Source organism: Stenotrophomonas sp. 93052_Sma (assembly GCF_056481145.1).
Map to the genome: position 1 here is coordinate 4,530,040 of NZ_CM151134.1, position 14,617 is coordinate 4,544,656.

Sequence of the window (14,617 nt, forward strand, 5' to 3'; positions counted from 1 at the left end):
TTTGACGGCATTCCGACAGCCGATGGATGTCACGGTTCTGGACCCCGGTAGATCCACGCCATGCGTGGATGAAGGGCCGCAGTAATCCTGGCCCAAAAAGAAACCCGCGCCGAAGCGCGGGTTCCGGTGTCACGGCCGAGCGGCGATGGATCAGCCGCGCAGCTGCTCCAGCGCGGCGTTGAAGGTCGCGCTCGGGCGCATCGCCTTGCTGGCCTTGGCCACGTCCGGGCGGTAGTAGCCGCCGATGTCCACGGCCTTGCCCTGTACCGCGATCAGCTCGTCAACGATCTTCTGCTCGTTGTCGGTCAGCGCCTTGGCCAGCGGGGCGAAGCGTGCCTTCAGTGCGGCATCTTCGTCCTGCGCGGCCAGCGCCTGCGCCCAGTACAACGCGATGTAGAAGTGGCTGCCACGGTTGTCGATGCCACCCAGCTTGCGCGACGGCGACTTGTCGTTGTCCAGGAACTGGCCGTTGGCTTCGTCCAGCGCCTTGGCCAGCACGCGGGCTGCGGCGTTGTTGTAGCGGTTGCCCAGGTGTTCCAGCGACGCGGCCAAGGCCAGGAATTCGCCCAGCGAATCCCAGCGCAGGTAGTCCTCTTCAACGAACTGCTGCACGTGCTTCGGGGCCGAACCACCGGCGCCGGTCTCGAACAGGCCGCCACCGGCCATCAGCGGCACGATCGACAGCATCTTGGCGCTGGTGCCCAGCTCCATGATCGGGAACAGGTCGGTCAGGTAGTCGCGCAGCACGTTGCCGGTCACCGAGATGGTGTCCTCGCCCTTGCGGATGCGGTCCAGCGAGAACGCGGTGGCTTCCACCGGCGGAAGGATGCGGATATCCAGGCCGCTGGTGTCGTGGTTCTTCAGGTACTGCTCGACCTTGGCGATGACCTGCGCGTCGTGGGCGCGGGCGGCATCGAGCCAGAACACGGCCGGGGTGCTGCTCAGGCGGGCGCGTTCGACGGCCAGCTTGACCCAGTCCTGGATCGGCGCGTCCTTGGTCTGGCACATGCGCCAGATGTCACCGGCTTCCACGGCGTGTTCGAACACCACGTTGCCGGCATCGTCGGTGACCTTGACCACGCCGTCGGCAGCGATCTGGAAGGTCTTGTCGTGCGAACCGTACTCTTCGGCCTTCTGCGCCATCAGGCCGACGTTCGGCACCGAGCCCATGGTGGCCGGGTCAAAGGCGCCGTGCGCCTTGCAGTCGTCGATGACGGCCTGGTACACGCCGGCGTAGCAGCGGTCCGGAATGACCGCCTTGGTGTCCTGCAGCTTGCCTTCGGCGTTCCACATCTTGCCCGAGTCGCGGATCATCGCCGGCATCGAGGCGTCGACGATCACGTCGCTCGGCACGTGCAGGTTGGTGATGCCCTTGTCCGAATTGACCATGGCCACGCCCGGACGCTGCGCGTACTCGGCGGCCAGGTCCGCTTCGATCGCGGCGCGGGTGGCTTCCGGCAGCGACGGCAGGCGCGCGGCCAGGTCACCGATGCCGTTGTTGGCATCGAAACCGGCCTGCTTGAGCACGTCGGCGTGCTTGGCCAGCACGTCCTTGTAGAACTCGTTGACCGCCACGCCGAACATGATCGGGTCGGAGACCTTCATCATGGTCGCCTTCAGGTGCAGCGAGAACAGCACGCCCTGGGCCTTGGCATCGGCGATCTGCTCACCGATGAACGCGGCCAGCGCCTTGCGGCTCATGACGGCGGCATCGACGATCTCGCCGGCCTTGACCGCGGTCTTTTCCTTCAGCACGACGGCGCTGCCGTCCTTGCCGTGGAAGGTGATCTTCAGCGCACCGGCGTTGGCCAGGGTGGCCGACTGCTCGCTGCCGTAGAAATCGCCGGCGGCCATGTGCGCGACGTGCGACTTCGAATCCGACGCCCAGGCGCCCATGCGGTGCGGGTGCTTGCGCGCGTAGTTCTTCACCGACAGCGGTGCACGGCGGTCGGAGTTGCCTTCGCGCAGCACCGGGTTCACCGCACTGCCCTTGACCTTGTCGTAGCGCGCCTTGTAGTCGCGCTGCTGGTCGTCGGCCGGGGTTTCCGGGTAATCCGGCAGCGGATAGCCCTGGTCCTGCAGTTCCTTGATGGCCGCCTTCAACTGCGGCACCGAGGCGGAGATGTTCGGCAGCTTGATGATGTTGGCGTCCGGGGTGGTCGCCAGCTGGCCCAGCTCGGCCAGGTCGTCGCTGACCTTCTGCGCGTCGGACAGCAGTTCCGGGAACTGCGACAGGATGCGGCCGGACAGCGAGATGTCACGGGTTTCCACCACGATGCCGGCAGTGGCGGTATAGGCGTCGACGATCGGCAGCAGCGACTGGGTCGCCAGGAACGGTGCTTCGTCGGTCAGCGTGTAGAGGATCTTGGACATGGGGGACTTGGACTCTGTAGCAATGCTCAGGGGAAGGCCGGCGCCAGCGCCGGGCCACGTGCAACCGTGTCGCTTTCCCCCGTCGCCGTCAGGGTGGGCGCGCGGCGGGGAAACCCCTGCATTGTCGCGTTTTCAGCCGCGCGGGGCAAAGCCGCGCCATACGCGGCGGTACTGCACGGCGGCAACGCTGTGATCCATCCCCGCACGGCGTGGATGAAGCACGGCCCGGTTGTCAGTAGATCCACGCCATGCGTGGATAGCGCCAACCGTCGCCCAAAAAAAAGGACGCAGCCTCGCGGCTGCGTCCATCGTGAGCCCTGCCGGGAGAGAGTCGGCAGGACTTACTTGACCTCGAACTCCTGCGGCGTTCCGGCCGCCTTGCCATCGACGGTGACTTCGGCGCGGTACTTGCCGGCCGGCCAGCCCTTTGCATTCTTGAAGGTGACGTTGGTGGTTTCCGCACCGCTGGTGTTCAGGGTGGCGTTCTGTTCGCCGGCCACCTGGCCGTCCTGGTAGGTCAGCTTCGCGCCAACGGTGACGTTGTTGGCGGCACCGTCGGTCTTGACCGAGACGATGACGTCATCCTTCGGTGCGAACAATGCTGTCGTTGCAACCGACTTGTCGGCGGCTGCGGTCTTGCCAACGGTGACGGCCGAGACGCTGACGGCAGCGGCTTCTGCCATCGGCGGCGGTGCGCCGGTCATCGGCGCCGGTGCTGCCGGTTCGGCCGGAGCGGTCGCTGCCGGGGCGGCGTTGCTGTCGGTCGACTCTTCTTTCTTCTTGCAACCGACCAGGGCAACGCTGCCCAGCAGGGCGGCAATCAGGGCGGTCTGGAGCGGGGTGGTCTTGATCATTCGGGGTTCCTCCCAGGGATTGTCGGACGGCGTTCGATCGCCGTTTACTTCGGCGGCAGTTTCAGGGTCTGGCCCGGGAAGATCTTGTCCGGGTCGTCAAGCACATCGCGATTGGCTTCGAAGATCTTCTTCCAGGCATTGGCGTCGCCCAGATGCTGCTTGGCGATCTTCGACAACGAGTCACCCTTCTGCACGGTGTAGGTGCCGCCGCTGACGACGTCTGCGGTGCTGTCCACCGAAGCGCTGACGCCAGAGAAGTCCGCCTTCGGCACCTGCTCGGCGGTACTGTCGACGCTGCCACTGACGCCGGAGAAATCGGCTTTCTTCTCGGTACTCATCCACAACTCCCGTCTGCATGACTACGTGGTTCGCACGTTGCCATGGCGGTTGTTAAATGGGGATGGTGCAGATGTGAAGCCGCCCCCGGGGGGCGGCTGAACAATCGGGAGAGACGGTGCCCGGTAGTGCCGGCCGCTGGCCGGCTTGCACTGGCCCTGGATGCGGGTTCCCTGCGGTTGCCGGCCAGCGGCCGGCATTACCCGTAACCGTCTGCGGCGGTTATTGCCGCAGTTCGCGGTAGGTCGCGGCCGGGGCAGCGATGCCGGGGCTGGCGCGCCAGGGATTGATGTCCAGGCCACCACGGCGGGTATAGCGGGCCTCCACTTCCAGCCACTGCGGCTGGCAGCGGGCGGACACTTCGCTGAAGATCCGCTCAACGCACTGCTCGTGGAACTCGGCGTGCTCGCGGTAGCTGACCAGGTAGCGCAGCAGGCCCGCGCGGTCGATCTTCGGCCCACGGTAACGCAGGCTGACCGTGGCCCAGTCCGGCTGGCCGGTGACCGGGCAGTTGGACTTCAGCAGCGACGAGACCAGGGTCTCCTCCACCACTTCGCCCGCGTCGGCAGTCAGAAAGTCCGCCTGCGGCGGGCCGTAGCAGTCGATCTCCACGTCCAGTCCGTCGATGGATTCACCGAGCGGCGTCTCACGCAGACCCGGCAGGCCGAACTCGATCTGGACCGGCGCACCGGCGCAGGCAGACAGGTCGTCGACGATGCGCGCGCGCAGTGCCTCGGCGCTGTCGATACGGGTGCTGTTGAGGGAATTCAGGTACAGCTTGAACGACTTCGATTCGATCAGCCGCGGCGAGGTGCACGGCACCTGCACGGTGGCGACGGCGACCTGCGGCTTGCCACGCGTGTCGAGCCAGCTCAGCTCGAAGGCATGCCAGCGGTCATGGCCGACGAACGGCAGCGCGGCGTCGTCGAGGCCGATCTCGGCGCGGGCACCGCTGCGGGGGATGGGAAACAGCAGGCCGGGATCGTACTGCGACGGGTAACTGACCTCGCGACCGAGGCTGGAATCCTGTGGGGTGTTCATGGGGGCATTGTATCGCGCGGACGGCGGGCCTTCGGCCGGGTCGGCCAACGGCGGAGCCCCTCCGTGGTGGGGTGTTGGGTCGTCGAAAGCCTGGATTCCCGGGAGTGGGCCGGGCGGATGGGGCTGGCGGGGACGCAGTGAATCCGTCCCTGGAGGCTTAGCCGCGCCATCCATGGCGCGGATACCCCGCCAGCCCCACCCGCCCGGCCCCCGGACACATTTCTGCCGCCGATCCACCACGGAAAAGATCAGAAAATCAAAATCAAAAGCTGATCCTTCAGACATTCTCGATGTCTGCCCGTGTCGACCAAGGTCGACACCTACCAAAGCAGAGCGCCCTTCCGACAGATCGCGGGAAACTGTCGAAGGCGGGGTGGGTCCGGTGGCAGGGGCGTGAGCCGCATGGATGCGGCGACCGAGGCTACAGGGACGTACTTGCGCCGTCCCCTGCCACCGGACCCGCCCCGCCAACCCACAGATAGCCGGCTTCTGCCGTTGCTCCGGCTGTTGCCTTGGCCTCTGCGGGTGCAGGGCTGCAAGCCCTGCCGGAAACCCTCACCCCGCGGGAGTACCTGCACCGTGCAGGTAATCCAGGCTCACCTGCAGCAGCGCGCGGAATCCAACATCCAGCGCCTTCTCATCCAGCAGGAACTTCGGCGAATGGTTGGCCGGCGCCGTCGCCGGATCGATGCCCACGCTGGTGGAGCCGACGAAGAAGAACATCCCCGGCACTTCCTTCGCGTACAGCGAGAAATCCTCCGCACCCATCTGCAGCGGTGGCTCGTACACGTTGTCCTTGCCCACCACCGCCTGCAGGCTCGGCAGCATCTTCGCGGTCAGCGCCGGGTCGTTCACCGTGGCCGGATTGCCCTCCGACTCGTAGATGTCCGTCACCGCCCTGGCACCGTGCGCGGCGGCGGTGTGCTCGGCCACGTTGCGCAGGTCGGCGAAGATCTGCTGCCGCATGCCTTCGTCGAAGGTACGGATGGTGCCGACCATTTCCACTTCATCCGGAATGATGTTGTAGCGGATGCCACCGTTGATCGCGCCGAAGGTCAGCACCGCCGGCTGCTTGGACAGGTTCGCGCGGCGGCTGACGATGGTCTGCGCGGTGCCGACCAGGTCAGCGGTGGCCACGATCGGATCAACACCGTTCCACGGCGCCGAGCCATGCGTCTGCCGACCGATCACTTTGATCCCGAAACGATCCGAAGCCGCCATCAGCGGGCCACCGCGCACGGCGATCTGCCCAGCCTGCACGCTGGAGAACACATGCAGGCCAAACACGGCTTCCGGCTTGAAGTCGGCGAACAGGCCTTCCTTCAGCATCAGGGCAGCACCACCCTCTTCCGGCGGCGGTGCACCCTCTTCGGCCGGCTGGAAGATCAGCATCACCTGGCCCGGCAGATCCTTCTTCATCGACACCAGTGCCTCGGCCACGCCGAGCAGGGTGGCGGTGTGCGCGTCATGGCCGCAGGCATGCATCACGCCCACGGTCTGCCCACGGTACTGGTCGGTGGCTTTCGAGGCGAACGGCAGGCCGGTCTGTTCGGTCACCGGCAGCGCGTCCATGTCCGCGCGCAGGGCGATCTTCGGCCCGGGCTTGCCACCTTCGATGATCGCCACCACGCCGTGGTGGGCGATGCCGGTCTTCGGCTTCAGGCCCATCGCACGCAGGCGCTTGGCGACCTCGGCCGAGGTGCGCACCTCACGGTTGGACAGTTCCGGGTGCTGGTGGAAATCGCGCCGCCATTCCACCACCTTGGCCTGCAGCCGCTGGGCGGCAGCGGTCACCTCCGGGCGCTGCCCGTCCTGGGCGTGGGCAAGAGCCGGCAAGGCCAGCAGCAGGGCGGACAGCAGCAACGAACGGCGCATCACGATCTCCACGGCAGGGGGTTCCAGCTGAATGTAGGGCAACACCGCCGCTACGGGAACCTCCGCGGCCGGATCCGGTCTTAGCGCCCGTCCCATCCGTCATGCAGGAAACGTGATGTGGCGCAGGTATGCTTTGCGCATTGCCAACCGGGGCCGTGCCCCGTCCAGCCCTCTTGGAGTCCTTGAATGTCACGTGTTTGGAAGATCGTGCTGCTGGTCGTGGCGGTACTGGTGCTGGCCGTGGTCGGCCTGCGCGTACTCGGCGGGGGCAAGGACAAGGCCGGTGGCCCGGCGGCAGCTGCGCGCCAGGGCGGTGAAGACCCGGATGCCGGCCCGGTGCCGGTGACCGTGGTGGATGCGGCACGCCAGGACGTGCCGGTCTATGCCAGCGCGCTGGGTACGGTGACCGCAATGAACACCGTCACCGTCAGCCCGCAGGTTGGCGGCCAGCTGATGAGCCTGAATTTCCGCGAAGGCCAGGAAGTGAAGAAGGGCGATGTGCTGGCGGTGATCGACCCGCGCACCGCCCAGGCCAGCTATGACCAGGCCGTGGCCTCCAAGCGCCAGAACGAGGCGCTGCTGGCCACCGCGCGTTCCAACTACCAGCGCTCGAACGCGCCGGAGTATCGCCAGTTCGTCGCCAAGACCGATCTGGATACACAGCGAAACCAAGTGGCACAGTACGAAAGCGCAGTCGCGGCGAACGAGGCCAGCATGCGCTCGGCGAAGGTGCAGCTGCAGTACACCAAGGTCACCGCGCCGATCACCGGCATCGCCGGCATCCGCGCGGTCGACGCCGGCAACGTGGTCAACGCCGGCACCGCGCTGGTCACGCTGACCCAGATCCATCCGATCCACGTGCTGTTCAACCTGCCCGAGCGCCAGCTCGGCGATGTGCGCCAGGCGCAGGCCGCCGGTGCGGTACCCGTCGCGGCACTGGACCGCGCCGATTCGCACGTGCTGTCCGGCGACGGCAAGCTTGACGTGGTCGACAACCTGATCAGTGCCGACAGCGGCACGTTCAAGGCGCGCGACCTTCGACAACACCGACAACGGCCTGTGGCCGGGCCAGTTCGTCAACGTACGCATGCAGCTGCGCACGATTGCCGGTGGCGTGGTCATTCCGACCCAGGCGGTGCTGCGTGGCCCGGACGGCGAGTACGTCTATGTGGTGCAGGGCGACAACACGGTGAAGATGCAGACCGTGCGCAGCGGCGTGGAAGTGGGTGACAGCCAGGTGCAGATCGCCGAGGGCCTGAAGGGCGGCGAGCGGGTGGTCAGTGAAGGCCAGTTCCGCTTGAAGCCGGGCAGCAAGGTCACCGCGCTGAAGCCGGGCGAAACCCCGGCGGTGCCGACCGAAGCCGAGCTGAAGGCCGCCGAGCAGAAGAACGGCGGCGGTGGCCGTCGTGGCGGCGGCCCGCGCTGAGCGCAGGCTACCGACCTCCCTCGCGCCGGCAAGCCTGCCGGCGCCGACATTGAAGTGCCAGCAAGGATCAGTCCGTGGGCTTTTCGACGATCTTCATCCGCCGCCCCATCGCCACCTCGCTGCTGATGGCGGGCCTGTTGCTGCTGGGCATCCTCGGTTACCGCAAGCTGCCGGTGTCGGCGCTGCCGGAAATCGATGCGCCCAGCCTGGTGGTCACCACCCAGTACCCCGGCGCCAACGCCACCACCATGGCCTCGCTGGTCACCACACCGCTGGAGCGTCAGTTCGGGCAGATCTCCGGGCTGGAGCTGATGACCTCCGACTCGTCGGCCGGGTTGTCCACGATCATCCTGCAGTTCTCGATGGACCGGAACATCGACATTGCCGCGCAGGACGTGCAGGCGGCGATCCGCCAGGCCACCCTGCCCTCGTCGCTGCCCTACCAGCCGGTCTACAACCGGGTGAATCCGGCCGACGCGGCCATCGTCACCCTGAAACTGACCTCTGACACGCGCCCGCTGCGCGACGTCAACAACTACGCCGACTCGATCCTGGCCCAGCGACTGTCGCAGGTGCAGGGCGTGGGCCTGGTCTCGATCGCCGGCAACGTGCGCCCGGCCGTGCGCATCCAGGCCAATCCGGCCCAGCTGTCGAACATGGGCCTGACCCTGGAACAGCTGCGCAGCGCGCTGACCCAGGCCAACGTCAACGCGCCGAAGGGTTCGCTGAACGGCAAGACGCAGTCCTACAGCATCGGTACCAACGACCAGCTCACCAGTGCCGCCGAGTACCGCGACACCATCATCAGCTACAAGAACGGACGTCCCGTGCGTTTGTCCGACGTGGCCGAAGTGGTTGATGGCGTGGAGAACGACCAGCTGGCCGCCTGGGCCGATGGCAAGCCGGCGGTGCTGCTGGAAGTGCGCCGCCAGCCCGGCGCCAACATCGTGCAGACCGTCGAGCGCATCCGCGCGATCCTGCCGCAGCTGCAGGGCGTGCTGCCAGCCGACGTGCACCTGGAGATCTTCAACGACCGTACCGAGACCATCCGCGCCTCGGTGCATGAGGTGCAGTTCACCCTGATCCTGACCATCGGCCTGGTGGTGGCGGTGATCTTCGTGTTCCTGCGCCGCCTGTGGGCCACGATCATTCCCTCGGTGGCGGTGCCGTTGTCGCTGGCCGGCACCTTCGCGGTGATGGCCTTTGCCGGCATGTCGCTGGACAACCTCTCGCTGATGGCGCTGGTGGTGGCCACCGGCTTCGTGGTCGACGATGCGATCGTGATGATCGAGAACATCGTGCGTTACATCGAGCAGGGCAAGAGTGGCAAGGAAGCGGCCGAAATCGGTGCGCGCCAGATCGGCTTCACCGTGCTGTCGCTGACCGTTTCGCTGGTGGCGGTGTTCCTGCCGCTGCTGCTGATGCCCGGCGTCACCGGCCGCCTGTTCCACGAGTTCGCGTGGGTGCTGAGCATCGCCGTCGTGCTGTCGATGCTGATCTCGCTGACGCTGACCCCGATGATGTGCGCCTACCTGCTCAAGCCCGACGCCCTGCCCGAAGGCGAGGACGCACATGAGCGTGCGGCGGCGGCCGGCAAGCAGAACCTGTGGACGCGCACCGTCGGCCTGTACGAGCGCAGCCTGGACTGGGTGCTGGACCACCAGCGCCTGACCCTGGCCGTGGCCGGCGGCGCACTGGTGCTGACCGTGCTGCTGTACGTGCTGATTCCCAAGGGCCTGCTGCCCGAACAGGACACCGGCCTGATCACCGGCGTGGTCCAGGCTGACCAGAACATCGCCTTCCCGCAGATGGAGCAGCGCACCAAGCAGGTGGCCGAAGCGCTGCGCCAGGACCCGGATGTGACCGGCGTGTCGGCGTTCATCGGTGCCGGCAGCATGAACCCCACGCTCAACCAGGGCCAGCTGTCGATCGTGCTGAAGGAACGCGGCGAGCGCGACGGCCTGGACAAGATCCTGCCGCGCCTGCAGAAGGCGGTGGCCGGTATTCCGGGCGTGGCCCTGTACCTGAAGCCGGTCCAGGACGTGACGCTGGATACCCGCGTGGCCGCCACCGAGTACCAGTACTCGCTGTCGGACGTCGATCCGGCGACCGTGGCCACCCAGGCCACACGCCTGACCGAAGCGCTGCGCAAGCGCCCGGAACTGACCGACGTCGACAACAACCTGTCCAACCAGGGCCGCGCTTGAACTGAACATCGACCGCGACAAGGCAAGCGTGCTGGGCGTGCCGATGCAGACCATCGACGACACCCTCTACGATGCGTTCGGCCAGCGCCAGATCTCGACCATCTTCACCGAACTCAACCAGTATCGGGTTGTGCTGGAAGTGGCGCCAGAGTTCCGCACCAGCACCGCGCTGATGGAACAGCTGGCCGTTGCCTCCAATGGTGCCGGTGCACTGACCGGCACCAATGCCACCAGTTTCGGCCAGGTCACCTCGTCGAACTCATCGACGGCTACCGGCATCGGCGCGCAGAACACCGGCATCACCGTCGGCGCGGGCAGCATCATTCCGCTGTCGGCACTGGCCGAAGGCAAGGTCAGCAGTGCGCCGCTGGTGGTCAGCCACCAGCAGCAACTGCCGGCAGTGACGGTCTCGTTCAACGTGGCGCCGGGCTATTCGCTGTCCGAAGCGGTGCGGGCGATCCAGGAGACCAAGGACAGCCTGGACATGCCCACCCACCTGCATGCCGAATTCATCGGCAAGGCCGCCGAATTCACCGGCAGCCAGACCGATGTGGTGTGGCTGCTGCTGGCCTCGCTGGTGGTGATCTACATCGTGCTGGGCGTGCTCTATGAGAGCTACATCCACCCGATCACGATCATCTCCACGCTGCCGCCGGCCGGTGTCGGCGCGCTGCTGGCACTGATGCTGTGCGGGCTGAGCCTGTCGGTGGATGGCATCGTCGGCATCGTGCTGCTGATCGGCATCGTCAAGAAGAACGGCATCATGATGGTGGACTTCGCGATCGAGGCGCGCCGCGCCGGCGCCAACGCGCATGAAGCGATCCGCCGCGCCTGTCTGCTGCGCTTCCGCCCGATCATGATGACCACCGCCGCGGCCATGCTCGGCGCGCTGCCGTTGGCACTGGGCACCGGCATCGGTTCGGAACTGCGCCGCCCGCTGGGCATCGCCATCGTCGGCGGCCTGCTGCTGTCGCAGCTGGTGACCCTGTACACCACGCCGGTGATCTACCTGTATATGGAGCGCTTCTCCGAATGGCTGGCCCGCCGCCGCGAGCAGCGCGCACTGCGCGACGGTTCGCTGCAGGAGCCGCAGGCATGATCCACGCCCCGCTGCTGCGGTGGGCCGCACGATGAACCTGTCCGGCCCCTTCATCCGCCGCCCGATCGGCACCGCGCTGCTGGCCATCGGCCTATTCATGGTCGGCCTGATCTGCTACCTGCGCCTGGGCGTATCGGCACTGCCGAACATCGAGATACCGGTGATCTTCGTGCACGCCAGCCAGTCCGGCGCGGATGCGGCGACCATGGCCTCGACAGTCACCGCGCCGCTGGAGCGCCACCTCGGCCAGCTGCCGGGCATCGACCGCATGCGCTCGTCGAGCTCGGAAGGCAGCTCGCTGGTGTTCATGATCTTCCAGAGCGGCCACAACATCGATTCGGCCGCGCTGGACGTGCAGACCGCGATCAACTCGGCGCAGGCCGACCTGCCTTCGGGCATGGGCTCGCCGATGTACCAGAAGGCGAATCCGAACGACGACCCGGTCATCGCCATCGCGCTGACCTCGCAGACGCAGTCGGCCGACGAGCTGTACAACGTCGCCGACTCGCTGCTGGCCCAGCGCATCCGCCAGATCAGCGGCGTTGCTTCGGTCGACATCGCTGGCGCTTCGACGCCGGCGGTGCGTGTGGACGTCAACCTGCGCCTGATGAACGCGCTCGGCCTGACCGCCGATGACCTGCGCAACGCCGTGCGCGCGGCCAACGTGACCTCGCCCACCGGCTTCCTCAGCGACGGCAACACCACTACCGCGATCATCGCCAACGACTCGGTGGCGCGTGCCACCGACTTCGCCGACCTGGTGGTCAAGACCCAGGGCGATGGCCGGGTGATCCGCCTGAAGGACATCGCCAACGTCTACGACGGCCAGCAGGATGCCTACCAGGCCGCGTGGTTCGACCACAAACCGGCGGTGGTGATGTACGTGTTCACCCGCGCCGGCGCCAACATCGTCGAAACCGTGGACCGGGTCAAGGCACAGATCCCCGCGCTGCGCGACTACCTGCAGCCGGGCACCACGATGACGCCGTACTTCGACCGTACGCCGACCATCCGCTCGTCGCTGCATGAAGTGCAGATCACTCTGCTGATCAGCCTGGCGATGGTGGTGCTGACCATGGCACTGTTCCTGCGCCGGCTGGCACCCACGCTGATCGCCGCAGTGACCGTGCCGCTGTCGCTGGCCGGTGCCGCGCTGGTGATGTACGTGATGGGTTTCACCCTGAACAACCTGAGCCTGCTGGCGCTGGTGATCGCGATCGGCTTCGTGGTCGACGATGCGATCGTGGTGATCGAGAACATCATGCGCCACCTCGACGAAGGCATGCCGCGGATGCAGGCAGCGCTGACCGGCGCGCGAGATCGGCTTCACCATCGTCTCGATCACCGCCTCGCTGGTGGCGGTGTTCATCCCGCTGCTGTTCGCCAGCGGCATGATGGGCGCGTTCTTCCGCGAGTTCACCGTCACCCTGGTGGCGGCCATCGTGGTCTCGATGATCGTCTCGCTGACGCTGACCCCGGCGCTGTGCAGCCGCTTCCTCAGCGCCCACGACCACAGCGCGCCGCCGTCGCGCTTCGGCCGCTGGCTGGATGCCGGCCACGAGCGCATGCTGCGCATCTACACCGTGTTCCTGGATTTCTCGCTGCGCCATGCGCTGCTGCTGTCGCTGACGCCGCTGCTGCTGATCGGTGCCACCGTTTTCCTGTTCGGCGCGGTGAAGAAGGGCGCGTTCCCGCCGCAGGACACCGGCCTGATCTGGGGCCGCGCCAACTCCAGCGCCACCGTCTCCTTCGAGGACATGGTCGCCCGCCAGCGCCGCATCACCGACATGCTGATGGCCGACCCGGCGGTGAAGACCGTGGGTGTGCGCCTGGGCAGCGGTCGCCAGGGCTCCAGCGCACAGTTCAACGTCGAGCTGAAATCACGCAAGGAAGGCCGCCGCGAAACCACCGCACATGCCCTGGCGCGACTGAGCGCCAAGGCCGACCGCTACCCCGACCTGCAGCTGCGCCTGCGCGCGATCCAGGACCTGCCCAGCAACGATGGCGGTGGCTCCAGCCAGGGGGCGCAGTACCGCATCTCGCTGCAGGGCAATGACCTGGCGTCACTGCAGGAATGGCTGCCCAAGCTGCAGGCGGAGCTGAAGAAGAACCCGAAGCTGCGCGACGTCGGCACCGATGTGGACAATGCCGGGCTGCGCCAGAACATCGAGATCGACCGTGCCAAGGCCGCCCGCCTGGGTGTTTCGGTCGGCGCCATCGACGGCGCTCTGTACGGTGCGTTCGGCCAGCGCCAGATCTCGACCATCTATTCGGACATCAACCAGTACAGCGTGGTGGTCAACGCCCTGCCCTCGCAGACCGCTACTCCGGCGGCGCTGGACGAGGTGCATGTGCGTGCGCGCAACGGCGACATGGTGCCGCTCACGGCGGTGGCCAAGCAGGTGCCGGGGCTGGCGCCTTCGCAGATCACCCATGAGAACCAGTACACGACGATGGACCTCAGCTACAACCTGGCGCCGAACGTGAGCATGGGCGAGGCCAAGGCGATCATCGACGCGACTGTGGCCGGCATGCGCATGCCCGGCGACATCCGCCTGGCTGATGACGCCGGCTTCGGCTTCAACTCCGACCCCAGCGACATGCTGATCCTGGTGTTTGCCGCGATCCTGACCGTGTACCTGGTGCTGGGCATGCTGTACGAGAGCCTGATCCACCCGGTCACCATCCTGTCCACGCTGCCGGCGGCGGGCGTGGGTGCGCTGCTGGCGTTGTTCGGCACCAATACCGAACTGTCGGTGATCTCGATGATCGCGCTGGTGCTGCTGATCGGCATCGTCAAGAAGAACGCGATCATGATGATCGACTTCGCGCTGGTGGCGCAGCGCGAACATGGGCTGGCACCGCGCGAAGCGGCACGCGAGGCCAGCATCGTGCGCTTCCGCCCGATCATGATGACCACGATGGTGGCGATCCTGGCTGCTGTGCCGCTGGCGATCGGCCTCGGCGAAGGGTCCGAGCTGCGGCGTCCGCTGGGTATCGCGATGATCGGCGGCCTGCTGTTCTCGCAAAGCCTGACCCTGCTCAGCACGCCGGCGCTGTACGTGATCTTCTCCTGCCTGGCCGAGCGCTGGCGCGCACGTCGCGCACGCAGGCGCGAAGCGAAGCTGCTCAAGCGCGCAACGGGCGTAGAAGGGCCCATCCACGCAGGGCGTGGATCTACTGGTAGCGCCGGCCGCTGGCCGGCGTTCTCCGTACAGCCAATCTGCCGGCCAGCGGCCGGCACTACCGTGGGAGCGGATGGTGGGTACGAGCCGTGGGTGCGGACCGTGGGCACGGATGGTGGGTGCGGACCGTTGGTCCGCATGCCTCCGGGTTTGACGCACGGTAACGAAAAGAGAACAATTCTCATCCAGCCATGGTCCTGCGCCCCTTCGCGGCGCCCCGC

At 66.8% G+C, this 14,617-nt stretch carries 5 protein-coding genes and 3 pseudogenes; 3 read left to right on the plus strand and 5 right to left on the minus strand.

What is annotated here, in order from left to right; translation table 11 throughout:
* Positions 1 to 150: 150 nt before the first annotated feature.
* The 5 genes from ACZK2V_RS21175 to ACZK2V_RS21195 all read right to left on the minus strand — a co-directional run bounded on the left by ACZK2V_RS21175 (position 151) and on the right by ACZK2V_RS21195 (position 6,479).
* A complete protein-coding gene (locus ACZK2V_RS21175; protein WP_486322769.1) occupies positions 151 to 2,373 on the minus strand; it encodes an NADP-dependent isocitrate dehydrogenase in 2,223 nt (740 codons plus the stop codon).
* Positions 2,374 to 2,714: 341 nt separating this feature from the next.
* Positions 2,715 to 3,227 carry a hypothetical protein gene (locus ACZK2V_RS21180; RefSeq protein ID WP_032130280.1) on the minus strand — a complete coding sequence of 171 codons (513 nt, stop codon included), beginning with the start codon at positions 3,225 to 3,227 and terminating at the stop codon, positions 2,715 to 2,717.
* 44 nt (positions 3,228 to 3,271) lie between these two features.
* Positions 3,272 to 3,565, minus strand: coding sequence for a LysM peptidoglycan-binding domain-containing protein (locus tag ACZK2V_RS21185; protein ID WP_005419771.1), 294 nt, complete (start codon positions 3,563 to 3,565; stop codon positions 3,272 to 3,274).
* A 220-nt stretch (positions 3,566 to 3,785) separates the two neighbouring features.
* On the minus strand, positions 3,786 to 4,604 hold the full coding sequence (queF, locus tag ACZK2V_RS21190; RefSeq protein ID WP_132810899.1) for an NADPH-dependent 7-cyano-7-deazaguanine reductase QueF: 819 nt from the start codon (positions 4,602 to 4,604) through the stop codon (positions 3,786 to 3,788).
* 555 nt (positions 4,605 to 5,159) lie between these two features.
* Positions 5,160 to 6,479 (minus strand): M20 family metallopeptidase, encoded by a 1,320-nt coding sequence (locus ACZK2V_RS21195; RefSeq protein ID WP_049424104.1) that lies wholly within the window; start codon positions 6,477 to 6,479, stop codon positions 5,160 to 5,162.
* Between the two features lie 186 nt (positions 6,480 to 6,665).
* Here ACZK2V_RS21195 and ACZK2V_RS21200 point away from each other — a divergent pair.
* The 3 pseudogenes from ACZK2V_RS21200 to ACZK2V_RS21210 all read left to right on the plus strand — a co-directional run.
* Positions 6,666 to 7,905 (plus strand): annotated as a pseudogene (locus ACZK2V_RS21200) (efflux RND transporter periplasmic adaptor subunit).
* A gap of 74 nt (positions 7,906 to 7,979) precedes the next feature.
* Positions 7,980 to 11,211: pseudogene (locus ACZK2V_RS21205) on the plus strand (efflux RND transporter permease subunit).
* Positions 11,212 to 11,242: 31 nt separating this feature from the next.
* A pseudogene (locus ACZK2V_RS21210) lies at positions 11,243 to 14,351 on the plus strand (efflux RND transporter permease subunit); the annotation flags it as partial.
* Positions 14,352 to 14,617: the final 266 nt, after the last annotated feature.